This is a genomic window from Pantoea sp. X-Soil-MYKO-1289 (assembly GCF_059730625.1).
Genome location: NZ_AP036004.1, coordinates 1,174,922 through 1,201,246 on the forward strand (window position 1 = coordinate 1,174,922; position 26,325 = coordinate 1,201,246).

The window sequence follows — 26,325 nt, forward strand, 5'->3', positions numbered from 1 at the left end:
CTACCCTTTGCATGATTAAGGAATCAGGTATGTACAGGTTTTTTATTATTGTCGCCCTGTTAACCAGCAGCGTTCTGTCGACAAAGGCTTACGCGTTATGTAGCGCATCAGATGTTGCCGTTAATTTTGATAATAATATTCTTATTCAGCGCGATGTGCCGGTAGGGACGGTGCTCGGCTCGGTGACGATTAATCATGCCATTAATTGCGATGCAAAAAGCCAGACAACGGCGGAAAGTTCCTGGTACATTCAGCTGGCAGGTTCAAACCTGGACAATGGCGCGTCGGTGCTGGCGGGCGTCCGCGCCACCGACGTCGAAGGCATCGGCCTGAGGTGGAAAAACTACTCCAGCACCACCGGCACAACCAGTACGGTCACCAGTGGCAGCCTTAACTTAAGCACCTGGAATCGCGGGATCGCTCAGAAAGGCGCGACCTTCAATGACACCTTCGAGCTTGTCAAAACGGCGATGACGCCGAAAACAGGCCGCGTCTCCCCGATTACTATCGCTATGCAGTACAGCACGCCCGTCAGTAAAAATGTGCAGAGGCAGCCGCTGTTTAAATATATTATTTCAGCGGTCAATACCAGCACGGTCTCATGCCAGGTGCTGGATACGAATTTAAATATCGATATGGGTTTTGCGGTTGCCTCTAAATTCAATGGCGTAGGGAGCACGCTAAATCCGGTTGATTTTAATCTGTCGCTAAACTGCGATGCGCAAACCTCGGTGAATGTGACGCTGGATAACGTCACGCCGCTCGCGGACGCGGCCAATGGCGTTTTAGGGTTAAGCAGCGGATCGACGGCAAAGGGGGTCGGTATTCAGCTCCTCTATAACAATGCGGCGGTAAAATTTGGCAGCCTGATTAATTACGGCACTACGTCAGGCGACGGAGAAAGGGTCAATATTCCCTTCCGCGCCGCCTACTATCAAACATCCAGTACGATTCAGCCGGGTAAGGTGAATGCGACAGCCTCCTTCACCATGACCTACCAGTAACAGGCGTCAGCTTCCGTGCCGGCGCTGCCGAGCCTGTGAGTACAGCCGGATTGCACTGACAGGGCGGGGTCAGATATGACGATAGGGATCTTTCACCAGCGCGACAGCCAGGGAGCCTAGCAGCAGGACAGCAGACACTGCCAGCAGTGGCCACATAAAACCGTCAGTCATCTGTTTGATATAGCCGATCAATGAAGGGCCAAAGAAACCGCCCAGGTTACCAATGGACACTATCATCGCCAGCCCCCCTGCGGCTGCGCTGCCGGTCAGAAAGCCGGAAGGCAGTGCCCAGAATGAGGCCTGAAAAGAGAGGATGCCGCTGACGGTAAAGCAGAGAGCGATCATTTTCAGCACCGGCTCATCCACCAGCGCACTGGCGGCAAGGGCAACCGCGGCGATGAATAGCGCCCCGCAAATCCAGACAATGCGGTTTTTTGCCCGATTGGCTCGCTGCGCCCACAGCAGCATCGATATCGCGCCGCACAGATAGGGGATGGCAGTCAGAAAGCCGGTCTGCGTGTGGCTGACGCCGAGTTGTTTAATGATCTGAGGCATCCACAGGCCAACCCCAATAGATCCGACGATGCCGCAAAAGTTGATGAAGGCCAGCAGGTAGAGCAGCGGATTTTTCAGCGCATCCTTCAGGCTCGAGCCGTGGGAGGCGGCGATCTTTTGCTGCTCCGACTCAAGGCGCCGGGTCAGCACGCTTTTTTCAGCATCACTGAGCCAGTTGGCTTTTGCCGGCCTGTCGCTCAGAAAGAACAAACAGACGATGCCTAAAATGACCGCCGGCGCTCCCTCAATCAACAGCAGCCACTGCCAGTTACGAATATGCTCATGATGGGTGATTTGCATCAGCGCACCTGAAACCGGCGCGCCAATGATATTGGCGACAGGTATGCCTACCAGAAAGGCCGCGGTGATTTTGGCGCGCCAGGCGCCGGGGAACCAGTAGGTGAAAAAGAGATAGATGCCCGGGGTAAAACCCGCTTCAGCCACGCCAAGCAGGAAACGCGCAACGGCAAAGCTGGTGGGGCCGGTCACAAAGGCGGTGAGCATGGAGATCAGCCCCCATGAAATCATAATGCGCGCAATCCAGATGCGCGCGCCGACCTTTTGCATAATCAGGTTACTGGGAACTTCAAACAGGAAGTAGCCAATAAAGAACATCCCGGCGCCAAAACCGAACTGTTCGGCGGTGATCCCTAAATCACTGTTCATCCCCAGCGCGGCAAAGCTTACGTTGGTTCTGTCCAGGTAGCTGACGACATAGCAAATGAAAATAAATGGCAACATGCGCGTGAAGGCTTTTCTCGCCGCCGTTTCGCTGAGCGTAAAATCATGCTCGTTAAGGGAACTCTGCACGCCTGGCGAGCCCGGCGATGAGGTCACATTATTCTCTTCAGTCGAAGTAAGCAGGGCCATAACGATCTCCTGTGCGCGTGCCGCGCACATCTTTTTATTTGGCAGAAACCTGTGGCGATACGGGAACAGGCTTGCCAGGCGTAGCCATTGAGCAGGTCAGTATCGAGCCTGAAACGGATTCGGTGATGTACAACTGGCGCAAATCATCACCGCCATAGCAGAGGTTGGTGGTCGATCGCCCCAGTGGGCTGGTGAGGATCGCTATCGGCTCAGCCAGCTCATTTAAATGCCAGACGCGTCCCAGCCCTGGATTGGCAATCAGTAGCTCGCCCTCGGCATTGATCGCCAGCCCGTCAGGCCCGCTGGGGCCATAGGAGGTAAAGAACTGACCGACTTTACTGACCGATCCGTCTGCCTTTAACGGACAGCGCCAGATGGCATTGCCACGCGTCATGGCGACATAAAGGATGTGTTCATCTGGCGATAACACCAGCCCGTTTGGGCTGGGGCAGTTATCGAGCAGCAAATCCAGTTTGCCCTGCGGTGACAAGCGGTAGACGCGGCCGGTGGGATCGTGCAGCCCGGTTTGGCCCTGATCGGTGAAGTAGAGATTCCCCTGGCTATCTGGCGTGAGATCGTTAACGCCGCGAAAGCTTTCGCTGTTGCGTCGGGTCAACCAGGGCGTCACGCTGCGATCGTCCAGCGACAGCTTCATTAAACCGTGGCGGTAATCGGTGATAAGCAGCGTATTCGTCGAAATCAGTTTCATGCCGTTCGGCTCACCGTCGTACTGTACGATAAGCTCCCAGTTGCCCTGCATATCGACTTTGAAAATGCGGCCGTAGGGGATGTCGGTCAGATAAAGGCACCCCGATGGATGCCATACCGGACCTTCCAGAAACGAGTCGACCGGCTCGCCGCCCCGGTTGGCCTGTGCCCAGGCATTGTTGGGGTCTGGCTGGCGGAACAGATCAGGCAGGCGCGTAAACAGCGTGGTGGCGCGTATTTCTGGCGGGTGCTGGAATATCATGGCAGCGCACCTTCTTTTTTCAGCGGTTCAGCCAGCACTTTCGAGACGTTGCTGGCCGCTGCCGTGCCCATTTTAACGAATGACGTGTGGATGGATTTATCCCACTCTCCCTCGCAGTCATCTTCGCCAGGCTGGGGGATAGCTAGCGCCGCGTGGCTCGCCAGGCTGTCGCCGGGCCGAACGTCAAGGGTGAGGGCCGGCGCTGCCACTTTCATTGTGGCGGAAAGCGGCTTAACGCGGCCGTGCAGCGTGCCGCGACGACCCGCCACATCCGCCTGGGTTGGGGCCTGAAACTCCGCGGCCTGGCTGACCAGCTCTGGTGAAACGCGAGTCATATCGCGCCTGATATAGGTGTTGTCTGCGTCTGGCATTGGAACTCCTCGCCTTGTTTTGCTGTGTAAAACATGGTTGTACAAGATAAAACCACTATAGCGATGTTAATTTGTGCGCCGCTACTGTTAAGCTTTTATTTGTAATGTAAATAAGATGTGAATCACAATTTGCTCAGCGACTGCACGCTGACAGCAAAAAGAGGATTTTGCGTTGGGATACGAGGAAATAAGAGGTAATTAAGGGCGGATAGACAGAAAGTGGTCGAGCAAGGGGGGAGAACGAGAAAGCAGACGCCGCGGCGTGGGCCACGGCGCGGGAAATCAGGCAGATTGCCACTCGCTTTCCACATCGGCTTTCGATTTGGACAGAATAACCTTGTTATCGTCCACCTCTTTTACCCAGCTGAAAGGAATGATGTGGTGCTTGCCGCCAGCTTCAGGATCGCTTTTAGCAAGCTTGATTTTGTCTTCGCCTTCGAAATGGTCAACGATACCAACATGTTCACCGTTAACATCTACAACCTGAGCGTGATCTAAAATTTCTGATTTGCTTACCATAATGCCTCCATCCTGGTTTAGTTGGTTAAAACGCATCGTCTGATGTGCTTCAAGACCCTCTAAGCCTGGTCACTACTTACCGGTTCGGTCAAGTCAGTAACAAAATGAAATATTTGCTGCGGGCGTTAAAGCAGAGTAATCCGCTGCTTTTTAGCGCCATAAACCGTTTTGTAATCTGTTCATGCCGCACCCGCTGAAGGCATATCGAGCAGGACGGCGCAGCTATCTGCTGGATCTGATGCGCTAAAACGCTAAAAAGAAAACGGCGATCTTGTCTACACCTTACCGCCTGATTAATCGCCGTTGCCGGAGCGCACCACAGGGTGCGCTCCGGCAATGCTGAGCAACCGTTGCCGCTGGCGCAGCGGCAACGTCCGGTTGTTATTTTACGCTCTCCATAAAGCCCGGCACAAAGCGGTTGACGTCAACCTCCATAAACTGCGAGCGCTGGAAGTTTGACTTAAGGTCATAGGGCACCGTGCAGTCGTAAATCGTTTTGCAGGTGATGCCGTGCGCCCGGATCGAGGGGCTGAACGCGGGATCCTGCGACGGATCGAGCGGATGGCAGCGCACGCCGGGAATAAACACCGTATCCACGTCGGCCTGATAGCGAGTGGTCATCGCCCAGATCACATCGCTCAAATCGAAGATATCGACATCGTCATCCACCAGGAAGACATGTTTAAGCTCTGAAAAGGCGGAGAAGGCGAGTAACGCCGCCTGACGCTGGCGTCCTTCATCCTGCGGGCCGCGCTTGTTGATCTGCAGCACCGCCATATATTTGCCGGTGCCTGGCGACGGGCAGTGCACGTTTTTCACCAGGCCCGGCAGCGCGCGCTCCACCATATCGAGAATGCTTGCCTCAGTCGGAATGCCGGCGAGATTGGTGTGTTCGTCGCTCGGCCCGATGCAGGTCTGCAGAATAGGGTGCTTACGGTGCGTGACCGCCTTCACTTTAATAACCGGCACGGCCGCCTGCGCTTCGCCGGTGTAGCCCGGAAACTCCGGCATCGCTTTGCCGGTGTGGGTATGCTGATCTTCCTGAACGCGATAGTTGGGGATCAGCTCGCCTTCAATCACAATTTCCGCGTTGGCGATGGCGCGCGCCTTGACCGCGACCCCTTCAACCAGCTCTACCGCGCGTCCGCGCAGCCCGCCGGCGATGGCCAGCTCGTCGAAGCCCAGCGGCGTCGTAGGCGGCTCGAAGCAGGCGCCGATTTCGATTGCCGGATCCACGCCGATACTGATGGTGATAGGCAGCGCGTTGCCGGCCTGTTCCGCTTTGATGCGGAACTGGTCGAGATGACGACCCGGCACGAAATACATCGAGATTTCATCTTTGCCCTGCACGCAGAGGCGGTGAATAGTTACATCATGCTCTCCCGTTTCCGGATCGGCGGCGTAGCACATGCCGAGCGTGAAGTAGGGGCCTGCGTCTTCAGGGGTATTGGTCGGCGCCGGCAGCAGCGTACGGATATCGAACCCTTCGTCAGAGGCCAGGTGCACCACTTCCTGACAAACCGCCCGATCGTTGGGGATCACTACCGGCGCTATGGCGCGATGCACCGATTCGCGCAGCAGGTTAGCCAGATTCTCCTTCGGCACCCCCAGCAGACGCGCGACGCGCTGACGCGAGGCCAGCAGGCCGATCAGCACGCGAAAATCCTCATAGCCTTTCACTTTGTTGAAGACCATCGCCGGCCCGGTGCGGGTCGGGCGCATCACCGTGCCGCCAGCGCCGATATAGCGGTAAACGCCTGACAGCTCTGCGGCCGGATCCACCGGTTCGCTGGTTTCAATATATTCGCCGTCATACTGTTTCAGTATTTCGATGGCGGCGCGCAGATCGAAGCTTTTTTCCTCTGCGGAATGATGTGCACTCTCTGTCATGTTTTTCTCCTGAAGCAAAGTAAAAGTCAGCCGGGCGTTTAGCGGGCAAGGCCCTGCCAGCGGGTCGATTGCGCGGTCTCCAGCCCGAACTGATCGAGCACGCGACCGGCGATATGGTTTTCAACATCCGCGATGGTTTCGGGATGGTTGTACCAGGCGGGAACAGGGGGAATGATGCTGACGCCCATGCGCGAGAGCGCGAGCATATTTTCCAGATGAATCGTGTTCAGCGGCGTTTCCCGCGCGACCAGCACCAGTTTGCGCTGCTCTTTCAGCACGACATCCGCCGCGCGGCCAATCAACCCTTCAGCATAACCGCTGCGAATACCCGCCAGCGTTTTCATGCTGCAGGGAATGATGATCATCCCGTCAGTGACAAAGGAGCCGGAAGAGATAGTCGCGGCCTGATCGCCGGCGCTGTGGTAAACGTCCGCCAGCGCTTTAAGGTCGTTTAGCTGCAAACCCGTTTCGTGCTCAAGGGTGGTCTTACCCCAGCGAGAGACAATCAGATGCGTCTCTACATGCGGCATCGCCGCCAGCTTGCGCAGCAGGGTCACCGCGAGCGGCGCGCCCGTCGCGCCGGTAATGCCGACAATAATTCTCATGCAGCCTCCTGAGACAGGTGGAAAGAGGGCGAACCCGAAAGGGTCGGATTGCGGTACAGAAAGAAGATAACGCCGAGACTGATAAGGGTCTAATTGCTATTATGCTTTTATTAATAAGCAACCTTTATCAGGTGAGTCATGGAATACCCTAAACTGCGATCGTTCATTACCCTGGCGCGCACCCTGCATTTTGCCCGCGCGGCGGCGGAGGTCGGCCTGACGCAGCCCGCGCTGAGCCAGCATATTCAGTCGCTGGAGCAGAGCTGGGGCGTCAGGCTGTTCGAACGCAACAAACGTCAGGTCAGCCTGACGGTCGAAGGGCAGCTGTTGCTGGATGAGGCGGAGCGCACGGTGCAGAGACTCGATAACCTGCGCGCGACGGTGAAAGAGGTCGCCGCCGGCAGCCGGGGTTTGTTGCGGCTCGGCTATGTCGGCACGGCGGTGCTGGAGCCGCTGCTGGTCAGGGCGCTGCGAAGTTTCAGGAGCCAGTTCCCGGCGATCCGTCTTGAGCCGATGGAATATAACGTCAATCAGCAGATCGGCCTGCTGCAAAGCGGCGAGCTGGATGCAGGCCTCCTGCGTGGACCGCTGCCCGATTTTCGCTTTCTCGCCTGTCGGGAAATCCATCAGACGGCGCTGAGCGCGGTCATACCTGATGACCATCCGCGCGCCGGGGATAAGCAGATCAGCCTGCGCGAGCTGGCGGGCGAAACCCTGATCGTTCAACAAGATCCCGACGGCGTTGGGCTGGGCGGCACCGTGCTGCGCATGTATACGGAGGCGGGTCTGGTGCCCGCGAAAATCGTGCGGGCGCGGGACGTCAACACCGCTATCGACCTGACGGCGATGGGGATGGGAATAACCTGCATTCCCGCTTCGCAGCGTAATTTTTTACGGCAGGATGTGGCGGCGCTGGATATTACCGGCACCGATATCACCACCTCTTTGTACCTTTGCTGGAAAGAGGGAAGAAAAAATAGCGACATGATGCAATTTATTAAAAATACCCAGTCGCTGTTTATGCCGTCTGCCAGCGAGAAAAAATAACCAGCATAATCCGCGTATTATCCTGGACGCCTGGCTATTCAGGCGGATATAAAAATAGAAATGCGCGAGAAATAAAGATTACAAACTGAAGAAATATTTTGTTCCTGCCTTTTTCTCCTGAAGATGGCGTCTACACTCAGTTTTCGTGTTTCGTTTATCTCCACTCCGATCCTTGAATCATTACTCTAAGACTAATGATCGTCCCGTTGCCTTAATTGAATCACTTGAGCAGAAAGCGCAGACTCCATCCAGCATAAACGAAGAATGGTTATCTGAATCAGGAGGTTATAATGCACACTGGCCAAGCGCCGGTTCGGGAATGGAACACGCGCCGCAGTGAAAAAGCGCGTCGTCTCGCATCTTTTCCCGTAGACGGTAAAGTGATCCCTACTGAAAGAGCGGTAGAAGCGCTGGAGAAATTAATTGCCCCAGGCGACCGCGTTGTCCTTGAAGGAAATAACCAGAAGCAGGCGGATTTTTTATCCCGTACGCTGGCGGAAGTGGATCCGGCAAAAGTACACGACCTGCATATGATTATGCCCAGCGTGGGCCGTAGCGAACATCTCGATATTTTTGAAAAGGGTATCGCCCGCAAACTCGATTTCTCATTTTCCGGCCCGCAGAGTTTACGTATTTCCCAGCTTCTGCAGGATGGCCAGCTGGAAATTGGCGCCATCCACACCTACATCGAACTCTACTCCCGACTCTACGTCGATCTCAGCCCGAACGTGGCGCTGATTGCCGGTTATAAAGCGGACCGCAAAGGCAATCTCTACACCGGCCCCAGCACCGAAGATACGCCAGCGCTGGTGGAAGCCGCCGCGTTCCGCGACGGCATCGTGATCGCCCAGGTCAACGAGCTGGTGGATGACGAAAGCGACCTGCCGCGCGTCGATATTCCCGCCTCCTGGATTGATTACATCGTCGTCGCCGACAAGCCTTTCTTTATCGAACCGCTGTTCACCCGCGATCCTCGCCTGATCAAGCAGGAGCATATCCTGATGGCGATGATGGCGATCAAAGGCATCTATGCCGAGCATCAGGTGCAGTCGCTCAACCACGGCATCGGTTTCAACACCGCCGCAATCGAACTGCTGCTGCCGACCTACGGCGAGCAGCTCGGGCTGAAAGGCAAAATCTGTAAACACTGGACGCTGAACCCGCATCCGACGCTGATCCCGGCCATTGAGAGCGGCTGGGTAGAGAGCGTGCACTGCTTCGGCGGCGAGCTGGGCATGGAAGAGTATATCCGCGCCCGTCCGGACATTTTCTTCACCGGCAGCGACGGCTCGATGCGCTCTAACCGCGCCTTCTGCCAGCTGGCCGGTCAGTACGCGGTCGATATGTTTATCGGCGCGACCCTGCAGGTCGATGGACTGGCGAACTCCTCTACCGTCACGCGCGGTCGCCTTTCCGGCTTCGGCGGCGCGCCCAACATGGGCCACGATCCCCACGGTCGCCGCCATGCGACGCCCGCCTGGCTCAATATGATTACCGAGCCAGACCCGATGCAGCGCGGTAAAAAGCTGGTGGTGCAGATGGTAGAAACCTTCCAGGCGGGCGCGAAGCCGACCTTCGTCGAGCAGCTCGACGCTGTGGACGTGGCGAAATCGTCCGGTATGCCGCTGGCGCCGGTCATGATCTACGGCGATGACGTGACCCACGTGCTGACCGAAGAGGGCATCGCCTATCTCTATCGCGCCGACAGCCTTGAAGAGCGCCGCGCCATGGTGGCCGCGGTAGCGGGCATCACCGATATCGGTCTGGGCGTCGACGCCGCGCGCGTGGCCGCGCTGCGTAAAAGCGGCAAGGTCGTCTATCCGGAAGATATGGGCATTCGCCGCTCAGACGCCACGCGCTCTCTGCTCGCCGCAGGCAGCGTCGCGGATCTGGTTGAATGGTCAGGCGGCCTCTACAACCCGCCGGCAAAATTCCGGAGCTGGTAATGAAACTCCTGTCACAGACTCAAGCCGAGGCGCAGGCGAGTCAGCTGGCGGCTATCGCGCGCGACTGCCTGATCGATGAGGCGCGCCTCAGTCCGAAGCCGGGTCTGGTGGACAGCCGCGGCAACGGCGCGCATCAGGATCTGACGCTGGCGCTGATGGAGCGTTCGGCCCGCAGCCTGCACCCGACCTTTTTGCAGCTGGCGCGTCAGTGCTGGCAGCGTCCGGCCGACGTCGCCCTGCGCGAAGCGATCGGCCGTCTCGGGCGGGAAGGGGAGCGGCAGATGATGGCGGCTACCGGCGGCGTCAACACCCATCGGGGCGCAATCTGGGCGCTGGGCCTGCTGGTCAGCGCCGCGGCGATGAACGGCGGCTGCGCCGACGCGGAGCGGCTCGCCCATAGCGCGGCGTCGCTGGCCAGCCTGCCCGATCGCGCCGCGCCGAAGCTGTTCAGCAAAGGGCTGAAGGCGACGCATCGCTATCGCGTGCCCGGCGCACGGGAAGAGGCGCAGCAGGGCTTTCCTCACGTCGTCAGGCTGGCGCTGCCGCAGCTGCTGCGCAGCCGCGCGGCGGGCGCGCGTGAAAGCGAAGCGCGGCTTGACGCGCTGATGGCGATCATGACCTCCCTTAGCGACACCTGCGTGCTCTCCCGCGCCGGCCTTGAAGGCCTGCAGGCGATGCAGGCGGGCGCCCGTGCGGTGCTGCTGGCCGGAGGCTGCATGACGGCGCAAGGCCAGCGCGCGCTGGCGCAGCTGGACGCCGAGATGCTGGCCCTGAACGCCTCGCCGGGAGGCGCCGCCGATCTGCTGGCCGCCACGCTGTTCATTGACAGGGTAGCTGTTACTGCCCATCACTCTTTTCTTTAGAGGACGTTATGGAACACATCACATTATCTTTCCCTGCTAACCGCACCTTCAGCGGCAGAGCCCTTGCAGGGGTCGTTGGTTCCGGTGATATGGAAGTGCTGTTCACCGCAGCCGAAGGGCAAACGCTGAATATTGATATCACTACCTCCCTCGACAACAGCGACGCCCGCTGGAAGGCGCTGTTCGATCGCCTCAGCCTGATTAACGGCCTGCCTGCCGGGCAGCTGGTGATCCACGATTTCGGCGCGACGCCGGGCGTTGCGCGCATCCGTATCGAACAGGTTTTTGAAGAGGTAAGCCATGCGTAACGATCCGAGTTTTATCGAACTGCGCGCCCGCGAGCGCGCTCATGCGCTGCTGGACGAGGGCAGCTACCGCGAACTGCTCGATCCTTTTGAGGGCATCATGTCGCCCTGGCTGGCGCCGCAGGGCGTGGTACCGCAGTCCGACGACGGCATGGTGGTCGCGCGCGGCACCATCAACGGCCAGTCCGCCGTGGTCATCGCCATCGAAGGGACCTTCCAGGGCGGCAGTATGGGCGAAGTCTCCGGCGCGAAAATGGCGGCGGCGCTAGAGCTGGCGGCGGAAGACAACCGCAACGGTATTCCTACCCAGGCGGTGCTCTGTCTGGAAACCGGCGGCGTGCGCCTGCAGGAGGCGAATCTGGGTCTGGCGGCGATTGCCGATATCCACGCCGCTATCGTCGATCTGCGCCGCTATACCCCGGTTATCGGCATTATCGCCGGCACCGTCGGCTGCTTCGGCGGCATGTCGATCGCCGCCGCGCTCTGCAGCTATTTGATCGTCACCCGCGAGGCGCGACTGGGGCTTAACGGCCCGCAGGTTATCGAGCAGGAAGCGGGCATCGAAGAGTACGACTCGCGCGACCGTCCCTTTATCTGGAGCATGACCGGCGGCGAAATCCGCTACGCCAGCGGACTGGCCGACGCGCTGGTTGATGATGGCATCAGCGCCGTAAAAACCGCGATGAATACCTTTATCGAAAAAGGCGTGCCGGCGCAGCATCGCAGCGACAACTATGCCGACTTCCTGCCGCGCTTGACCAATTTCGATACGCGTCAGCAGGCGGATACGGCGCAGATTAAACAGCTTTTTGCCCGGGAGGATAAATAATGACCCAGACTATCAGCCGCGGTGCGACCTGGCTGGAAAAACTGGCACCTAATGCGCAGCGCCTGAGCGGCCTGTGCGACTCGGTTCAGGTGGCTGACGGCGAACTCAACGGCGAGCGCGTACGTTTGATCGCCGTCGTGCCCGATGCCAACAACCACTACCCGCGCGCCGCGCGCGGCGAAGTCGGGCTGCTGGAGGGCTGGACGCTGGCGAAGGTGGTGAACGAAACCATCGACGCGGACAAAAACAGCGACGTGAAGCGCCCGATTATCGCGGTCATCGACGTGCCGAGCCAGGCCTACGGTCGACGCGAAGAGGCGTTCGGCATTCATCAGGCGCTGGCTGGCGCAGCGGGCGCCTATGCCAAAGCGCGTCTGGCGGGACATCCGGTGATCGGCCTGATTGTCGGCAAGGCGATGTCGGGCGCGTTTCTGGCGCACGGCTATCAGGCGAACCGACTGATCGCGATTAACGATCAGGGCGTGCTGGTGCATGCGATGGGCAAAGCGTCCGCCGCGCGCATTACGCTGCGTACGGTCGAGGCGCTGGAAAAACTGGCGGCGACCATTCCGCCGATGGCTTATGACGTCAGCAACTTCGCCACCCTTGGTCTGCTGGCCGATCTGCTCACCATCGGCAACCCGGACGCGCCTTCCGACGCCGATCTGGCACAGGTAGAAATCGCGCTGCAAAAGGCGATCGCCGACGCCCGCCAGGATCCATCGCTGAAAACCCGGCTCGGCGCGGAAAACCGCCGCAGCTCCTCTCTGGTGCGCGAGCGTATGCGCGCCAGCTGGTAAAACACAGAAACATTAAAAAAAGACCTGCCGAAATCGGTCTGCCAGGGGCGCGTTGTCGCGCCCCGGAGCGAGGGCCGCTTTTAGAAATTATAAACATCGCGTGACTGGAATCTTATTTCTTAAAAACAGGTGATTTATGATTTACATAATTGTTCATGCCCTTGCTCCAATCTTTGTGATTATGCTGCTGGGTTTCTGGGCCGGTAAAGCCGGTATGGTCGACAATAAAAACGTCTCGCTGCTGAATATCTTCGTGATGGACTTTGCGCTGCCCGCCGCGCTGTTTAGCGCCACGGTGCAAACCGCCTGGCCTGGCATCGTGGCGCAGTGGCCGCTGATTGTGGTGCTGACCGGCGCCATGTGGATTACCTATGCGGCTATCTATTTTCTCGCGACTAAAGTCTTTAAAAAATCCCCGCAGGATGCGGCGGTGCTGACGCTCACCGTGGCGCTGCCAAATTACGCCGCGCTGGGTCTGCCGATCCTCGGCAGCGTGCTGGGCGAAAATGCCACGACTTCGCTCTCCGTGGCGGTGTCGATCGCCTGCGGCTCAGTGCTGCTGACGCCGCTTTGCCTGCTGATTCTGGAACGCGAAAAGGCGCGCGCCGCGGGTGAAGATCACGGTTCCACCTTCGCAATGCTGCCGGTGCTGATGTGGCGTTCGGTGAAAAAACCGATCGTGCTTGGCCCGCTGGTGGGTGTGATACTGTCGGCCATCGGCATTAAAATGCCGGATCTGGTGCTGACGGCGATTAAACCGCTGGGACTGGCGGCGACGGCGGCGGCGCTGTTCCTGACCGGCGTCATCCTCTCTGCGCGTAAGCTGAAACTCAACGCCGTGGTCGGCGTCGGCACCGTCGCCAAGCTGCTGATCCAGCCCTTTATCGCCTGGGGCATCGTCGCCGCGCTCGGCCTGAGCGGCCCGGTGGCGATTACCGCGATTCTGATGATCGCGCTCTCTGCCGGCTTCTTCGGCGTGGTGTTCGGCAACCGCTTCGGCGTGCAGTCGCCCGATGCGGAAGCGGTGCTGCTGCTCAGCTCCGTGCTCTGTATTCTGTCACTGCCGCTGTTTATTACGCTGACTTCAGGAATTTGATATGACGATGACGCCGCGTCCTCACGACCTGCTCTGGCTTCGCGCCGACAGCGCGCTGCTGTCGGTGAAAGAGGCGTGGGTCAGCAAGCACTGGCACGTCGGCTTGCCGGTTGTGGTGCGGCGCGACGTCGCGACGGCGGATCGAATCCCGGTCGGCGTGCGCGGCGAGCGACGGGAGCAGCGCGCCGCCGCATGGGTGCAGGCGGCGGATATCCTGCGCGTCACCACGCCGGAAATCCTCGCCGAACGCGCCTGCCTGCTGGCGTCGCCCTTTGTCACTTACCGCCCGGTTCAGGCGGCGCTTGCGCTCAGCGAGCGCCGCTGGCCCTGGCGCTGGGGCGTCACCGGCAGCGTCGGCTATGCGCTGGCGACGGCGATTCCGGTGCTGCATCCCGGCAGCGATCTCGATTTAACCATCCGCGCGCCGCAGCCGCTGGCGCGCGACCTTTTACAGCAGTGGCAGGCGCAGACGGAGAGTTTGCCCTGCCGCGTCGACACCCAGGTTGAAACGCCGTCAGGCGCGTTCGCGCTCAGCGAGTGGCTGCGCGACGGGCGCGCGCTGGTGAAAACCGCCGCCGGCCCGCTGCTGACCGCGTCGCCCTGGAGCAGGGAGACTTTATGAAAATCCTCTTTACCTTTCCTGGCCAGGGCACGCAGCGTCCCGGCATGCTGCGCAATCTGCCTGACGGAGACGCGCTGCTGAGCAGCGTGCGCGCCGTGTTGGGAGAGGAGACCGACGCGCTCGACAGCCCGGAGGCGCTGCGTCACACCCGCGCCGTACAGCTCTCTCTGCTGATCGTCGGCGTCGCCTGGGCGCGCGAGCTGATCAGAAACGGCGTGAAGCCGGACATCGTCAGCGGCTTATCTATCGGCGCCTTTCCCGCCGCCGTGGCGGCGGGCGCGCTCGATTTCAGCGACGCGCTGCGGCTGGTCGCCCTGCGCGGCGATCTGATGGAGAGCGCCTATCCCCACGGCTACGGCCTGACCGCCATCGTCGGGCTGACGCTCAGCCGGCTGGAAAAGCTGATGGCGGGCAGCAATACCTATATCGCCAATATCAATGCGGAAACCCAGACGGTGATCGCCGGACGCGACGAGGATATGGCGGCGGTGGCGCAAAAAGCGCTCGACGCGGGCGCCAGCAAGGCGGCGCGGCTGGCGGTCAGCGTGCCGTCCCACTGCGCGCTGCTGGATAAGCCGGCGGCGGAGCTGGCCAGCGCCTTCGCCTCGGTCTCGCTGTCGCGGCCCTCATGCGCTTACCTGAGCGGCTCGACCGGCCGCGTGATCTGGGAACCCGCCAAAATCGCCGACGATCTGGCGTTCAATATGGCGCGCACCGTGCAGTGGAGCGACGCCGTGATCGCGGCCAATCAGCGCGACGCCAGGCTGGCGATTGAGATGCCGCCGGGCAACGTGCTGACCGGACTGACGCTTCAGGCGGGCTGGCAGGGAGAGGCGATCTGCATGGAGCGCAATAGCGTTGAGGTCGCGCGCCATCTGGCTAAACGGCTGAGTCAGTAAGGCTGCGCGCGTACATGCGTCCTTCCGCGGCGAGCGCCAGCAGATCCTGATCGCGCTCGCGACGGTGCGAGTAGACGATGGAAACCAGCTGGCGCATCTGGTAGGGCTCTGCCAGCCGAACCAGCTGCACGCTGTTTTCATACACCTTTTTCATGCGGCCGGGGATCAGCGAGAAGCCCATGCCCGCCTGCACCAGACTCACCAGAGAGAAGATGTCGTTCACTTTCGTGACGATGCGCGGTTCGAATCCGGCCACCTGAAACGCCTCCTGAAAGCCAGCGTAAGTGGCGAAGCCCTCCGCCAGCGAGACAAAATCGCGATCGGCGTAGTCGCGCAGATCCGCGTCGCGCGAGCTATCGAGCTTTTCGCCCGCCGGCGCGGCAAGAAAAATATGATCGTAAAACAGCGGAATCACATCGAAATTCGCGCCGCTCAGTTCGCCGCTGTCGGTGGCGATTAGAATAGCGTCGAGCGCGTCATCCTCAAGCATATTGAGCAGCATCTGGTTGGAGCCCATGGTCAGATCGAGCTCAAGCGCGGGGCGCCGCAGCTTCATGCCCATAATCAGACGGGGAATGGTCTCCAGCGTGAGCGAGTAGAGCGTGCCGAGCCGCAATCGACCGCAGCCGACGCCCGCAACCTGTCTTGCCTCTTCTATGCCTTTGCTCATCAGCGCGGTAACGTCCTGGCAATACTCCAGCAGCGTCCAGGCGGCGGGCAGCGGCACCAGATTGCGTCCTTTATGGATAAACAGCGGGCAGTTGATCCCCTCTTCCAGCGTATGCAGCGCGCGGTGCACGCTGACGCTGCTCAGATCGAGCGCCTCCGCCGTGCGCGCGATGTTGCCTTTGGTCATAAACATCATAAAAACGCTGAGCTTACGGAAGGTAATCTCCTGATTGATATCGTTATTCATGCTTTTTCCTTCGCGGGTCTCCTTAAGCGGGCGTAAAGGATAATGCTGGCGCGCCTGATGAGGCAAAGCCCAGCGCGCCGCGCAAGAGAATCAATGCTTCTTCGGCTAAGTGTACTGTTAATCCTGCATTCCGCAGGGAATATAAACTGGCGTCGCAGAGCGGATATTGATCCGGCAAACAAGGAGCGGGAATAAATGCAGAGAGGGGATATCAGCAGGGATTTAACAACCCAAGGCCGCGCAATTTTGCCGTTAACACGCAGGAGAGAGCGGTACAGGAAGGAGGTCGGCAGCAGGAAGCCCTGGGCACCTCAGGGCTTGAGAGCCGGCAGGCTCAGTAGAGGGTATGCTTTAAGCGCTCCGGCAGCGCCTGATCATAGGCCTCGCCGTCTATTTCCGCCTGCGAAAGCTGATGGAGGATCGCCCCTGGAGTGGGCAGTTTGCTACGCGCGATCTGCGCGGCGGGATCCCAGAGTTTTGCTCGAATAATCGCCCGGCTGCACTGAAAAAAGACGCTTTCTACCCTGATGCGCAGCACCGTTTTCGGCAGCTGATTGTTAACGGCGAAGCGGCTAAGAAGATCGGGAGCGATGCAGATCTCCGCGGTTCCGTTTACCCGCAGCGTTTCGCCGATGCCGGGAATCAGAAAAAGCAGCGCCACGCGATTATCGTGCAGGATATTGCGCAGGCTATCGATGCGGTTATTGCCGCGTCGGTCAGGCAGCAATAGCGTCTTCGCATCTTCGATAACGATAAAGCCTGCCGGATCGCCTCGCGGCGAGACGTCTAGCCCGCCCGGTCCCGAGGTCGCCAGCGCCGCAAAGGGCGCAGCCTCGATAAAAGGGCGGTAGGCGGGATGGATATGATCGATCTCCTTGGTCAGCGAGGGTCTGGCGACCGCGCCATAGATCCGTTCCAGTTCCGCTTCGCAGGTAATGCCTCTCTTTGCATCCGTCATCACGTCACCGCCTCTGTATGCAGGAATACGCCTCACCCTTTTATACAGCAGCACGGCCGGCAACGCACCGGCTATTGAGCTCAGGCCGGCAACAGTCCGGCCAGCGCGTAGCTCTTCACCAGGCTGTCGAACAGCGCGATATCCGACCGGCCGCGCGCCATCAGCTGGGCGCCGGCGATAGCCGCATAAATAGCCTGCGCCCGACTGTTGCGCTCTTCGTCGCTGGCGATGCCCGCTTCCTCAAGCTGAGCGGCGAGCCAGGCGATATTGACCTCGGCGAAGATCTTCACTTCCTCTTTTACCGGATCCGGCAGATCGTCATACTCCGCCGCCATAAAGCTCGCCATACAGATGCGGTTTTCATTCTCCAGCGAGCGGCGAAAGATCTCGGGGTAGCGCCGCAGACGGCTGAGCGCATCCGGCTCGCTTTCGCGCAGCGCGTCCAGACTGGCCGCCGTCTCTTCCCAGTAGCGTCTGGCGACAGCCGCGGCCAACTCCGCCTTGCTGGGAAAGTGGTGATAGATGCTTGCCGCCTTGATGCCGACCTCGCTCGCCAGACTGCGGATATTCAGGCCGCTATAGCCATGCGCCTGCGCGCTCAGGCGCGCCGCGTGAAGAAGGGCCTCTTTAGAGGTTTTGCTCATACTCGTTCTCCTGTCAGTTAATAAATATTCTAACATGCGTTAGGTAGGTGTTGACAAGAGGAGGATTTGGCCGCTAACCTAAAACCTACCAAGCGTTAGATAGGAAATTAATCATGAGCCAAGAGATCTTTGTTTCCGACGCCACCCGCCTTGCCGAACTGATCCGCCGCCGCGACATCTCGCCCGTTGAGGTGATGCAGGCCCATCTTGATCGTATTGAAGAGACCAACCCGCAGGTCAATGCGATCGTCACCGTCGCCGCTGACGCGCTGGAGGCCGCCCGCGCCGCAGAAGCCGCCGTGATGGCGGGCGAAGCGCTCGGCCCGCTGCACGGCGTGCCGTTTACCGTCAAAGACTCCATTGACACCGCTGGCGTGATGACCCAGCGCGGATCGCCCATTTTCAAAAACCGACTGCCGACCGAGGATGCCACCAGCGTGGCGCGTATCAAGGCCGCCGGCGGCATTCTGCTGGCGAAAACCAATCTGCCTGAGTTCTCTTACTGGATTGAAAGCGACAACCTGCTTTCGGGCCGGTCAAACAACCCCTGGGATTTAAGCCGTACGCCGGGCGGTTCGAGCGGCGGCGAGTCGGCCGCTATCGCGGCAGGGATGTCGCCGCTGGGGCTGGGCACCGATTTGGCGATTTCGGTTCGCGGCCCGGCCGCCCAGACGGGCATCACCTCCATGAAGGCCACCCACGGCAGCGTGCCGATGACCGGCATCTGGCCGCGCGCGCCGCGCCGCTTCTGGCACGTCGGCCCGATGGCCCGCTCGGTGCGCGATCTGGCGCTCGCCTTTTCACAGCTCTCAGGCCCTGACGGGCAGGATGCCTTTTCCAGCAGCGCGCCGCGCCTCTCTGACGGGCTGCGGTTTAACGCCAGCCGATCGCTGCGCATCGGCTGGATGACCGGCCCGGGTTTCGGCCCGGTCGATAGCGAAGTGGCGGCCGTGGTCAGGGAGGCGGCGCAGGCGTTGAGCAGCATGGGGATGACGATCGAGCCGGTGGGCATTCCGGCGCTGGAGCGGGACGCTGCGCTGGATGTTTTCAACCGCATCCACGTTATGGAGATGAAGCCGGCCTTCGCGGCCGCTACCGCCGGTCGCCGGCCAGATGAGATCTATAAGATGGCAAAAACCATGCTCGCGCTGCCTGATACTTCGCTGGCCGATTTTATCGACGCCGAGCAGGCGGCAGAGCGGCTAAAAGATGGCTTCGCCGACTACTTTTCGCGCTACGACGCGCTGATCACCCAGGTGCTGCCGATCCCGGCCCATAAGCACGGCGTCGATCGCTTTATCATTGACGGTCAGAGCGTGGATGCGACCTGGCTTCAGGGCGCGACCGTGCCGCTTAACGTAACGGGGCTGCCCGGCGTCGCGCTGCCTTTTGGCCGCAGCCGCGAAGGGCTGCCGATTAGCGTGCAGATTGTCGGCAAATGGCACGACGAGGCCGCGATTCTGCATATCGCCTCGCTGCTGGAGGCCGTCAGCCCGATGAAAGGCGCGCATCCCACGCTGTAGCGAAGGTCGTCAGCGTGAAAGGGCTGCGCCGTCGAAGCAAAGATGCCCGCAACGGCGGCGTATCCCTGTAGAATAAGGCGCTTACCGCCGTCAACCTGGAACCCACTGCGATATGAAGCCGATGACGTTAAACGTCGATCTTAACGATCTCTACGCTTTTCAGGCTCTGGTGACATTCAGAAGCTTTAAAGCCGCCGCGGAGGCGATTCATCTTTCTCAACCGGCGCTGAGCCGACGCATCGATAAGTTAGAGACCTCTCTTGGCGTCAGGCTGTTCGAAAGAACCACGCGGCGCGTTAGCCTGACCATGGCGGGCCGCAATTTCGCGCCGCGCGCGCAGCAGATCCTGAAAGATTTAGAGAGCGCCATCGCCGACGTCGGGGATGTCAATCCGCACCGAACGGGCCTGGTGACCGTCGCCTGCGTGCCGTCGGCTGCCTACTATTTTATGCCCAAAGTCATCGCGCAGTTTCAGCTTCACTACCCGCGCGTGCGCATCAAGCTGATCGATTCCAGCGCCGGCGACGTCTACGACGCGGTGATCGACGGCCAGGCCGATTTCGGCCTGAGCTTTACCGGCGCGCCGCAGCCGGACGTCAGGTTTCTGCCGCTGGTGGATGAGGCCTACGTCGCCGTCTGCCCGCGCGACCATCCGCTTGCCGGCAGGAAGAGCTTGAGCTGGCGGGAATTTTATAGCTGGCCCTATGTCTGGCTGGATAAAACCTCGGGCAACCGCAACCTGCTCGATCAGGCGCTGACAGGCATCGTGCCGGAAAAGCCGAGCGTTTGCGAAACGCGTCACGTTACGACGCTGCTGGGCATGGTGGAGGCGGGGCTGGGGATCGCCGCGGTGCCGGGGATGGCGATGCCGAAAGCGGGCCACCCGTTTTTAGCCACTATCCCTTTAAACGAGCCGACGGTGCGCCGCACGGTCGGCATCGTGAAGCGCACCGGTCAAGAGCTGCCGCATCTTGCCGGTGAGCTGGAGGCGATGCTTATTGCGATAAACGCGGCTGAGGGGCAGGCGAACGACCGCTAACGGAATCGAGACCGGTTGCCTGAATCTGCTGCTGTACCCCGGGAGAGGAGAGGTACGCCAGCAGGGCTTTCGCCTCTTCCGGCTGGGCTGAATGGCTGGAGACCGCGCCGGCGAAGCGGGTGACATACTGCATATCCTCCGGCAGCTTGCCGATAAAGGTCACCCCGGCCACCGGCAGCAGTTCGCTGACCTGCTGAAAGCCGATCTCGTAGCGGCCGCTGGCGACGCTTTGCGCCACAGGGGTTTTCTCCACCATCGTCGCCTTAGGCTTTAGCTGTTCAGCGATGCCCAGTTTGTTGAACAGCGTCGTCTCGACATATTTTCCGCTGGCGCTGTCGGAATAGGCGACCGAGCGCGCCTTCAGCAAGGTGGCTCTGAGGGCGTTCGCCGTCGTGATATCGGGCACGGCGGCGCCTTTTTTCACCACCGCGCCGATTTTTGAATCGGCCAGCTCGGTGCGCGTGCCGGGCAGCAGGCGTCCCTCTTTATCGAGCTTATCCAGCGCGTAGCCGACCATAATAATGACGTCCGCTTTTTCGCCCGCGGCTAACCGGTTGGGGATCGCCTCCGGCGACTGACCCATCGACGGCCCTGGCACCGTCTTGATGGTATAGCCTTTTTCAGCGGCGAAGGCGGGGCTGAGCTTTTCCCAGGCGGCTTTGAAGCCGCCGGAGATCATCACCGTGATCTCTTTTGCCGACGCCTCCCAGCTCAGGAGGCAGAGCGGCGCGATAAGCAGCAGGCGGGGTAACCATCGTTTCATCTGTTTTTCCTTAACCAAAGGTTTTTTTAGCGGCGTGATGATGGACCGCCTCTTGCTTGTAGAGGAACAGGGTCGCCAGCAGCGCGCACGCGGCGGCGAAACTCATCCATAAACCAGGCGCGGCTTTGTCGCCGGTCACTTCAATCAGCGCGGTGGAGATGGCGGGCGTAAAGCCGCCGAACAGCGCGGTGGCGAGACTATAGGCCAGCGAAAAGCCCGCGACCCGGACCGAGACCGGCATAATCTCCGTTAACGCCGGGATCATGGCGCCGTTATAGAGCCCGTAAATAAACGAGAGCCACAGCAGCACGCCCAGCATCGAATAGAAGCTCGGATCGGCCGCCAGATATTTAAGGGCAGGGTAGGAGGTGGCGATGGCGATCAGCGCCATGGCGATCAGCACCGGTTTACGCCCGTAGCGATCGGATATCGCCCCGCCAATCGGCAGCCAGATAAAGTTGGAGACCGCCACCAGCAGGGTCACCAGCAGGCTGTCTGATGCGCTGAGCATCAACACTTTTTTGCCGAAGGTGGGCGCATAAACGGTGATCAGATAGAAGGCGGTGGTGGTCATCGCCACCATCAGCATGCCCGCCATCACGGTTTTCCAGTTGCCGAGCAGCGTGCGAAAGACCTGACGCATTTCAGGATGTTGACGACGCGCGCTGAATTCCGCCGTCTCCTCCAGATTGCGGCGCAGAAAAAAGATAAACGGCACGATCAGGCAGCCGAACAGAAAAGGAATACGCCATCCCCAGTCGCGAATCGCGCTCTCCTCCATCAGGGCGTTGAGGGCGAATCCCATCGCCGCCGCCACCATAATGGCGACCTGCTGGCTGCCGGATTGCCAGCTGGTATAGAAGCCTTTTTTGCCTGGGGTGGCGATTTCAGAGAGATAAACCGAGACGCCGCCCAGCTCCGCGCCGGCGGAAAAGCCCTGCAGCAGCCGACCCATCAGCACAATCAGCGGCGCCCAGTAGCCGATCGCCGCATAGGAGGGAATCAACACGATCAGAAAGGTGCCCGTCGCCATAATCGAGAGCGTGACGATAAGCCCTTTGCGTCTGCCCACTTTGTCGATATAGGCGCCCAGCACCACCGCGCCGATGGGGCGCATCAGGAAGCCGGCGCCGAAGACGGCGAAGGTCATCATCAGCGAGGCGAATTCACTGCTCGCCGGAAAGAAGGTGTGGGCGATATAGGTGGCGTAAAAGCCGAACAGGAAAAAGTCGAACTGCTCGAGAAAGTTTCCCGAGGTGACGCGAAAGATCGCGCCTGCCCGAGCGCGAACCGTGTTGATTGATGCAGAGGATGTTTCCATTAAATGCTCCAGCGTTTACGTAATGTTAATGATTCATTACTTTGTTGTGACTCAAGACTGGAACAGGAAGGCGGAGTTAATAAGTGCATTTTGCGTATCGATTAATGCGTGTGGCGCATTAATTTTCGGCCTGCTGCGCGCGATATCCGGCAGCGACTGGCGATACAGCGCATAAGCGGCCGCTTGTCGCCTCTGACGCCTCGTTTTTGCCTTATCAATTTCGTGACCGGCTTCATACCGGCACGGGACGACATCCGCTCGCCGCCGGTCTCTTTGGTTGGCTTCGCGCCGGCTCTCAGGCACACTACCCGCAGCGAAACAGATTCCTGCTGAGACGCGGTTCTCTCACCCGACTTTCTACCGGGCTGCCTGCCAGCGCGCGCCGCCCACCCCTTCGACACACCACAAGAGGAATTACCATGGCTACAGGCCCACTGAACGCAGACGAAATCGAGTGGATGGAAGATGTGTTGATGGAGCACGACAGTGAAGACGGCTTGATCGATATCAGCGAGCTGGACGGTCTTTTCACCGCGGCGCTCTCCAGTCCGTCGCCGCTGGCGCTCGATGCGATGAAACCGGTGATCTGGGGCGAAAGCGCGCCGGACTGGAGCGATCCTGCGGATGAGCAGCGTTTCAATACTCTGGCGGCGCGGATGATGAACGATATCGCCGAGCGCCTCAGCCTCTATCCAGAGCAGTTTGAGCCGCTGTTCGGCTACCGTGAAATGGACGGCCGCGAACTGCTGGTGGTGGAAGAGTGGTGCTTCGGCTATATGACCGGTGTGGCGCTGGCGGAATGGCCGGCGCTGCCTGCTGAGCTACAGCCGTCGCTGCAGGCGATTGCGCTGCATGGCGATATCGATGAGGTCGAGAAACTCGACGGTATGGATGAGATCGCTTACCTGCAGAGCACTGACGCGATACAGCCTGCGGCGCTGCGTCTCTATAACTACTGGCATGGCAAAACCGACGCGATTCACTAAGCGCCAGAGCCGTCTGAGTGCGTTTCACACAGACGGCTCGCAAAGCCTGTAACAAAGAGCATTGGCCCGGCAACGAGCGCACCTCAGGGATGAGGTGCCTGTTGGCGCGGGCCGGGCCGGCAGAGATGGTGTTTACGCGCCGCTACCCGCGTCATTCCCGAGAGCGGCCTCGTCCGACAGCTTTTTCCCTTCCTCGATAAACTCTTCGTCAATCTCTTCGACGTTGTCGCGGTTATCCTTGCCCGACAGCAGGTTCCAGCAGGCGATAAACAGCGCGGCGATCAGCGGACCAATCACAAAGCCGTTAATGCCGTAAATCTCCATGCCGCCTAAGGTGGCGATCAGGATCAGGTAATCGGGCATTTTGGTATCTTTGCCCACCAGCAGCGGACGCAGGATATTGTCCACCAGCCCGACGATCACCACAAAGAAACCGACCAGGAACAGCCCTTTCCACAGCGCGCCGGTCGCGAAGAAGAATATCGCCGCAGGCACCCAGATAATCGCCGAGCCCACGGCGGGGATCAGCGACAGAAACGCCATCAGCGCGCCCCACAGCAGGCTGCCGTCGATATCCACAAACCAGAACGCCAGCCCGCCCAGAATCCCCTGCACGATGCCGACCACCACCGTGCCCTTGACCGTGGCGCGCGAAACGGCGGCGAACTTCATAAACAGGTGATGCTTCACGTAGGTCGAAAGCGGCAGCGCCTCCAGAATCAGATGCACCAGGTAGGAGCCATCTTTCAGCAGGAAGAAGAGCAGATAGAGCATCACGCCGAAGCCGACGGTAAAGGTGAAGGTGCCTTTGCCGATCAGGAACACGCTGCCCGCCATATACTGGCCGCCCTTCAGCGCGAAGGTCGACAGCTTCTGCTGGATCTGCGCCGCGTTATTCATCTGATGCTCAGAGAGGAAGTTGCGCAGCCAGCTGGGCAGGTGATGCAGCAGATCGGCGAAGACCGTCGGAAACTGCGCCGAATTGCTCTGCAGCTTGAGATAGACGGTGTTGACCTCCACCACCAGCGAAGAGGCGATAATCGCCAGCGGCGTAAACACGATCAGGCAGATAATCAGCAGCGTCACCAGCGACGCCAGACCGTTGCGATCGCCCATTTTGTGCCGCAGCCAGGTTTTCAGCGGGGCGAAAATCACCGCCAGGATGGCAGCCCAGAGAATCGGGGAAAAATAGGGCGCCAGTACATCGAAAAACGCCACGGTCACGATCGCCAGAATCACGATGAAGAAACCGATATTTAGTCCTTTAACACGCATGCGTAAACCTCAGGGTTAAGTGTTGCGGGTGAACTATAGAACGCCCGGCGCGCTTTGTAATGCCAATCTGTGGTTTCGTTTAAAAATTTAACGCCGCCGCGACAACCCGGCCGCATCGCCGCGTTAACGGATATTCGGCTGAAATATGCACGATTGGCGCATCACAGTTGAAGCCTGTCGTTAAGGTGTGTAAAAATCCTGCGCAATCGTTTACTCCCGCCGTGGGGAGAGGTTTTTTCCGCGCATCGTTGCGCTGCCGCAAGTCGGCAGAGCAGGGCGACGCGGTAATGCGGCCGTCGATGCTAACTCGCCCTCGACGGCGTTGACGTCATAAAGACAGGAAGGCAGATGAAAACCACGCAAACCGGCGCGCTGACCGCAGCCGCAGAGGCGCCCGCCGAACGCGGCTGGCGCAAAACCGACACCACCTGGATGCTGGGGCTTTACGGCACCGCTATCGGCGCAGGGGTGCTCTTTTTGCCGATCAACGCGGGCGTCGGCGGGCTGCTGCCGCTGATCATTATGGCGATCCTCGCCTTTCCTCTGACCTTTTACTCCCACCGCGCGCTGACCCGCTTTGTGCTCTCCGGCAAAAACGCGGGAGAAGATATTACGGACGTGGTGGAAGAGCACTTCGGCGCCGGCGCGGGCAAAATCATTACGCTGCTCTACTTCTTCGCCATCTTTCCCATTCTGCTGATGTACAGCGTGGCGATCACCAATACGGTAGAGAGCTTTATCGAACATCAGCTAGGGCTGGTGTCGCCGCCGCGCGTGCTGCTGTCGCTGATACTGATTATCGGCCTGATGACGGTGGTGCGCTTCGGCGAACAGATGATCGTCAGGGCGATGAGCATTCTGGTCTTTCCCTTTGTCGCGGTGCTGATGCTGCTGGCGGTTTATCTGATCCCCCACTGGCACGGCGCGGCGCTGCAGACCCTGTCGCTGCACCACAGCGGCGGCGGCAAAGGCATCGCCATGACGCTGTGGCTGGCGATCCCGGTGATGGTCTTCTCTTTTAACCATTCGCCAATCATCTCCTCGTTCGCCGTGGCGAAGCGCGCGGAGTATGGCGAAGGCGCGGAGCCCAGATGCTCGCGCATTCTCGCCTGTTCCCATCTGCTGATGGTGGCGACGGTGATGTTTTTCGTCTTTAGCTGCGTGCTCAGCCTGTCGCCGCAGGATCTCGCCGCGGCGAAGGCGCAGAATATCTCGATTCTCTCCTACCTCGCCAACCACTTTAACGTCCCGGTTATCGCCTGGCTCGGCCCGCTGATCGCCATCGTCGCCATTACCAAATCCTTTCTTGGTCACTATCTCGGCGCGCGCGAAGGCTTCAACGGTCTGGTCAATAAAATACTGCACAGCCGCGGCAAAAGCCTGGCGCCTGCGAAGCTGAACCGGGCGACGGCGCTGTTTATGCTGCTCAGCACCTGGCTGGTGGCGAGCTGGAACCCGAGCATTCTCGATATGATCGAAACCCTCGGCGGGCCGGTGATCGCGATAATCCTGTTCCTGATGCCGATGTACGCCATCCGCCACGTTCCCGCGATGCGCAAATACAGCGGGCATCTCAGCAATCTGTTTGTAGTGCTGGTTGGACTGGTGGCGATCTCCGCCATCTTCTACTCCCTGCTCAGTTAACGAGAAGGCGCCCGCTACGCGCGGGCCGTTTAGCGGCGGTATAGCTTTCCCGTCCCGCAACATGC

General features: G+C 59.8%; 25 protein-coding genes and 1 pseudogene. 14 read left to right on the forward strand and 12 right to left on the reverse strand.

Features of this window, described 5'->3' with window-relative positions; genetic code table 11:
• Positions 1-29: 29 nt before the first annotated feature.
• A complete protein-coding gene (locus AC6I7Z_RS05580; protein ID WP_497813444.1) occupies positions 30-1,004 on the forward strand; it encodes a fimbrial protein in 975 nt (324 codons plus the stop codon).
• Positions 1,005-1,073: 69 nt separating this feature from the next.
• Here the strand turns inward: AC6I7Z_RS05580 and AC6I7Z_RS05585 are convergent, their stop codons facing one another.
• The 6 genes and pseudogenes from AC6I7Z_RS05585 to AC6I7Z_RS05610 form a co-directional block, all read right to left on the reverse strand.
• Positions 1,074-2,429, reverse strand: coding sequence for an MFS transporter (locus AC6I7Z_RS05585; protein ID WP_497813445.1), 1,356 nt, complete (start codon positions 2,427-2,429; stop codon positions 1,074-1,076).
• Positions 2,430-2,463: 34 nt separating this feature from the next.
• A complete protein-coding gene (locus tag AC6I7Z_RS05590) occupies positions 2,464-3,399 on the reverse strand; it encodes an SMP-30/gluconolactonase/LRE family protein (protein WP_497813446.1) in 936 nt (311 codons plus the stop codon).
• Between the two features lie 122 nt (positions 3,400-3,521).
• Positions 3,522-3,770 (reverse strand): annotated as a pseudogene (locus AC6I7Z_RS05595) (RraA family protein); the annotation flags it as partial.
• Between the two features lie 282 nt (positions 3,771-4,052).
• The gene (locus AC6I7Z_RS05600; protein ID WP_276740926.1) at positions 4,053-4,289 is read right to left on the reverse strand and encodes a DUF2171 domain-containing protein; all 237 of its coding nucleotides are present in this window, start codon (positions 4,287-4,289) and stop codon (positions 4,053-4,055) included.
• Between the two features lie 381 nt (positions 4,290-4,670).
• Positions 4,671-6,179, reverse strand: coding sequence for a UbiD family decarboxylase (locus AC6I7Z_RS05605; RefSeq protein WP_497813447.1), 1,509 nt, complete (start codon positions 6,177-6,179; stop codon positions 4,671-4,673).
• 38 nt (positions 6,180-6,217) lie between these two features.
• On the reverse strand, positions 6,218-6,784 hold the full coding sequence (locus AC6I7Z_RS05610) for a non-oxidative hydroxyarylic acid decarboxylases subunit B (protein ID WP_497813448.1): 567 nt from the start codon (positions 6,782-6,784) through the stop codon (positions 6,218-6,220).
• 138 nt (positions 6,785-6,922) lie between these two features.
• Between AC6I7Z_RS05610 and AC6I7Z_RS05615 the strand changes: the two genes are divergently transcribed.
• From AC6I7Z_RS05615 to mdcH, 9 genes are all read left to right on the forward strand, one after another.
• Positions 6,923-7,831 carry a LysR family transcriptional regulator gene (locus tag AC6I7Z_RS05615; protein WP_497813449.1) on the forward strand — a complete coding sequence of 303 codons (909 nt, stop codon included), beginning with the start codon at positions 6,923-6,925 and terminating at the stop codon, positions 7,829-7,831.
• Positions 7,832-8,121: 290 nt separating this feature from the next.
• Positions 8,122-9,777 carry a malonate decarboxylase subunit alpha gene (gene mdcA, locus AC6I7Z_RS05620; protein ID WP_096072747.1) on the forward strand — a complete coding sequence of 552 codons (1,656 nt, stop codon included), beginning with the start codon at positions 8,122-8,124 and terminating at the stop codon, positions 9,775-9,777.
• Entirely contained in the window at positions 9,777-10,640 is an 864-nt protein-coding gene (locus AC6I7Z_RS05625) for a triphosphoribosyl-dephospho-CoA synthase (protein WP_497813450.1), read from the forward strand. The genes mdcA and AC6I7Z_RS05625 overlap by 1 nt, the downstream gene beginning before the upstream one ends.
• An 8-nt stretch (positions 10,641-10,648) precedes the next feature.
• On the forward strand, positions 10,649-10,948 hold the full coding sequence (gene mdcC / locus AC6I7Z_RS05630; RefSeq protein WP_497813451.1) for a malonate decarboxylase acyl carrier protein: 300 nt from the start codon (positions 10,649-10,651) through the stop codon (positions 10,946-10,948).
• Positions 10,941-11,774, forward strand: coding sequence for a biotin-independent malonate decarboxylase subunit beta (locus tag AC6I7Z_RS05635; protein ID WP_497813452.1), 834 nt, complete (start codon positions 10,941-10,943; stop codon positions 11,772-11,774). The genes mdcC and AC6I7Z_RS05635 overlap by 8 nt, the downstream gene beginning before the upstream one ends.
• On the forward strand, positions 11,774-12,574 hold the full coding sequence (gene mdcE / locus AC6I7Z_RS05640) for a biotin-independent malonate decarboxylase subunit gamma (protein WP_497813453.1): 801 nt from the start codon (positions 11,774-11,776) through the stop codon (positions 12,572-12,574). Before AC6I7Z_RS05635 ends, mdcE begins: the two co-directional genes overlap by 1 nt.
• Positions 12,575-12,710: 136 nt before the next feature.
• On the forward strand, positions 12,711-13,670 hold the full coding sequence (locus AC6I7Z_RS05645) for an AEC family transporter (protein WP_497813454.1): 960 nt from the start codon (positions 12,711-12,713) through the stop codon (positions 13,668-13,670).
• 1 nt (position 13,671) lies between these two features.
• The gene (locus tag AC6I7Z_RS05650; RefSeq protein WP_497813455.1) at positions 13,672-14,292 is read left to right on the forward strand and encodes a malonate decarboxylase holo-ACP synthase; all 621 of its coding nucleotides are present in this window, start codon (positions 13,672-13,674) and stop codon (positions 14,290-14,292) included.
• Positions 14,289-15,191, forward strand: a complete 903-nt coding sequence (gene mdcH / locus AC6I7Z_RS05655; RefSeq protein ID WP_497813456.1) for a malonate decarboxylase subunit epsilon — start codon at positions 14,289-14,291, stop codon at positions 15,189-15,191. The genes AC6I7Z_RS05650 and mdcH overlap by 4 nt, the downstream gene beginning before the upstream one ends.
• Here the strand turns inward: mdcH and AC6I7Z_RS05660 are convergent.
• From AC6I7Z_RS05660 to AC6I7Z_RS05670, 3 genes are all read right to left on the reverse strand, one after another.
• Complete coding sequence (locus AC6I7Z_RS05660; protein ID WP_497813457.1) at positions 15,172-16,107, reverse strand: LysR family transcriptional regulator; 936 nt, start codon at positions 16,105-16,107, stop codon at positions 15,172-15,174. The genes mdcH and AC6I7Z_RS05660 overlap by 20 nt on opposite strands.
• Before the next feature lie 334 nt (positions 16,108-16,441).
• Positions 16,442-17,065, reverse strand: coding sequence for a pyridoxamine 5'-phosphate oxidase family protein (locus AC6I7Z_RS05665; RefSeq protein ID WP_497813458.1), 624 nt, complete (start codon positions 17,063-17,065; stop codon positions 16,442-16,444).
• Positions 17,066-17,145: 80 nt separating this feature from the next.
• The gene (locus tag AC6I7Z_RS05670) at positions 17,146-17,709 is read right to left on the reverse strand and encodes a TetR/AcrR family transcriptional regulator (RefSeq protein WP_497813459.1); all 564 of its coding nucleotides are present in this window, start codon (positions 17,707-17,709) and stop codon (positions 17,146-17,148) included.
• A gap of 113 nt (positions 17,710-17,822) precedes the next feature.
• Between AC6I7Z_RS05670 and AC6I7Z_RS05675 the strand changes: the two genes are divergently transcribed.
• Positions 17,823-19,232, forward strand: coding sequence for an amidase (locus AC6I7Z_RS05675; protein ID WP_497813460.1), 1,410 nt, complete (start codon positions 17,823-17,825; stop codon positions 19,230-19,232).
• 121 nt (positions 19,233-19,353) lie between these two features.
• Entirely contained in the window at positions 19,354-20,271 is a 918-nt protein-coding gene (locus tag AC6I7Z_RS05680; protein WP_497815403.1) for a LysR family transcriptional regulator, read from the forward strand.
• Here the strand turns inward: AC6I7Z_RS05680 and AC6I7Z_RS05685 are convergent.
• Positions 20,228-21,034, reverse strand: a complete 807-nt coding sequence (locus tag AC6I7Z_RS05685) for a substrate-binding domain-containing protein (RefSeq protein ID WP_497813461.1) — start codon at positions 21,032-21,034, stop codon at positions 20,228-20,230. The two genes, AC6I7Z_RS05680 and AC6I7Z_RS05685, sit on opposite strands and share 44 nt — an antisense overlap.
• A 10-nt stretch (positions 21,035-21,044) precedes the next feature.
• Positions 21,045-22,355, reverse strand: coding sequence for an MFS transporter (locus AC6I7Z_RS05690; protein ID WP_497813462.1), 1,311 nt, complete (start codon positions 22,353-22,355; stop codon positions 21,045-21,047).
• A gap of 419 nt (positions 22,356-22,774) precedes the next feature.
• Between AC6I7Z_RS05690 and AC6I7Z_RS05695 the strand changes: the two genes are divergently transcribed.
• Positions 22,775-23,341, forward strand: a complete 567-nt coding sequence (locus tag AC6I7Z_RS05695) for a UPF0149 family protein (RefSeq protein ID WP_497813463.1) — start codon at positions 22,775-22,777, stop codon at positions 23,339-23,341.
• Between the two features lie 132 nt (positions 23,342-23,473).
• Here the strand turns inward: AC6I7Z_RS05695 and AC6I7Z_RS05700 are convergent, their stop codons facing one another.
• Positions 23,474-24,616 (reverse strand): AI-2E family transporter, encoded by a 1,143-nt coding sequence (locus AC6I7Z_RS05700; RefSeq protein WP_497813464.1) that lies wholly within the window; start codon positions 24,614-24,616, stop codon positions 23,474-23,476.
• A gap of 348 nt (positions 24,617-24,964) precedes the next feature.
• Between AC6I7Z_RS05700 and AC6I7Z_RS05705 the strand changes: the two genes are divergently transcribed.
• Positions 24,965-26,260 carry an HAAAP family serine/threonine permease gene (locus AC6I7Z_RS05705; protein WP_497813465.1) on the forward strand — a complete coding sequence of 432 codons (1,296 nt, stop codon included), beginning with the start codon at positions 24,965-24,967 and terminating at the stop codon, positions 26,258-26,260.
• Positions 26,261-26,325: the final 65 nt, after the last annotated feature.

Excerpts from the sequence above, each read along its gene's own strand:
- mdcE (WP_497813453.1), top strand. The coding sequence starts at position 11,774 with ATGACCCAGACTATCAGCCGCGGTGCGACCTGGCTGGAAAAACTGGCA.
- AC6I7Z_RS05610 (WP_497813448.1), bottom strand. The coding sequence starts at position 6,784 with ATGAGAATTATTGTCGGCATTACCGGCGCGACGGGCGCGCCGCTCGCG.
- AC6I7Z_RS05665 (WP_497813458.1), bottom strand. The coding sequence starts at position 17,065 with ATGACGGATGCAAAGAGAGGCATTACCTGCGAAGCGGAACTGGAACGG.
- AC6I7Z_RS05615 (WP_497813449.1), top strand. The coding sequence starts at position 6,923 with ATGGAATACCCTAAACTGCGATCGTTCATTACCCTGGCGCGCACCCTG.
- AC6I7Z_RS05660 (WP_497813457.1), bottom strand. The coding sequence starts at position 16,107 with ATGAATAACGATATCAATCAGGAGATTACCTTCCGTAAGCTCAGCGTT.
- AC6I7Z_RS05580 (WP_497813444.1), top strand. The coding sequence starts at position 30 with ATGTACAGGTTTTTTATTATTGTCGCCCTGTTAACCAGCAGCGTTCTG.
- AC6I7Z_RS05685 (WP_497813461.1), bottom strand. The coding sequence starts at position 21,034 with ATGAAACGATGGTTACCCCGCCTGCTGCTTATCGCGCCGCTCTGCCTC.
- mdcH (WP_497813456.1), top strand. The coding sequence starts at position 14,289 with ATGAAAATCCTCTTTACCTTTCCTGGCCAGGGCACGCAGCGTCCCGGC.
- AC6I7Z_RS05645 (WP_497813454.1), top strand. The coding sequence starts at position 12,711 with ATGATTTACATAATTGTTCATGCCCTTGCTCCAATCTTTGTGATTATG.
- mdcA (WP_096072747.1), top strand. The coding sequence starts at position 8,122 with ATGCACACTGGCCAAGCGCCGGTTCGGGAATGGAACACGCGCCGCAGT.
- AC6I7Z_RS05705 (WP_497813465.1), top strand. The coding sequence starts at position 24,965 with ATGAAAACCACGCAAACCGGCGCGCTGACCGCAGCCGCAGAGGCGCCC.
- mdcC (WP_497813451.1), top strand. The coding sequence starts at position 10,649 with ATGGAACACATCACATTATCTTTCCCTGCTAACCGCACCTTCAGCGGC.
- AC6I7Z_RS05605 (WP_497813447.1), bottom strand. The coding sequence starts at position 6,179 with ATGACAGAGAGTGCACATCATTCCGCAGAGGAAAAAAGCTTCGATCTG.
- AC6I7Z_RS05635 (WP_497813452.1), top strand. The coding sequence starts at position 10,941 with ATGCGTAACGATCCGAGTTTTATCGAACTGCGCGCCCGCGAGCGCGCT.
- AC6I7Z_RS05680 (WP_497815403.1), top strand. The coding sequence starts at position 19,354 with ATGACGTTAAACGTCGATCTTAACGATCTCTACGCTTTTCAGGCTCTG.
- AC6I7Z_RS05600 (WP_276740926.1), bottom strand. The coding sequence starts at position 4,289 with ATGGTAAGCAAATCAGAAATTTTAGATCACGCTCAGGTTGTAGATGTT.
- AC6I7Z_RS05690 (WP_497813462.1), bottom strand. The coding sequence starts at position 22,355 with ATGGAAACATCCTCTGCATCAATCAACACGGTTCGCGCTCGGGCAGGC.
- AC6I7Z_RS05700 (WP_497813464.1), bottom strand. The coding sequence starts at position 24,616 with ATGCGTGTTAAAGGACTAAATATCGGTTTCTTCATCGTGATTCTGGCG.
- AC6I7Z_RS05670 (WP_497813459.1), bottom strand. The coding sequence starts at position 17,709 with ATGAGCAAAACCTCTAAAGAGGCCCTTCTTCACGCGGCGCGCCTGAGC.
- AC6I7Z_RS05650 (WP_497813455.1), top strand. The coding sequence starts at position 13,672 with ATGACGATGACGCCGCGTCCTCACGACCTGCTCTGGCTTCGCGCCGAC.
- AC6I7Z_RS05625 (WP_497813450.1), top strand. The coding sequence starts at position 9,777 with ATGAAACTCCTGTCACAGACTCAAGCCGAGGCGCAGGCGAGTCAGCTG.
- AC6I7Z_RS05675 (WP_497813460.1), top strand. The coding sequence starts at position 17,823 with ATGAGCCAAGAGATCTTTGTTTCCGACGCCACCCGCCTTGCCGAACTG.
- AC6I7Z_RS05585 (WP_497813445.1), bottom strand. The coding sequence starts at position 2,429 with ATGGCCCTGCTTACTTCGACTGAAGAGAATAATGTGACCTCATCGCCG.
- AC6I7Z_RS05695 (WP_497813463.1), top strand. The coding sequence starts at position 22,775 with ATGGCTACAGGCCCACTGAACGCAGACGAAATCGAGTGGATGGAAGAT.
- AC6I7Z_RS05590 (WP_497813446.1), bottom strand. The coding sequence starts at position 3,399 with ATGATATTCCAGCACCCGCCAGAAATACGCGCCACCACGCTGTTTACG.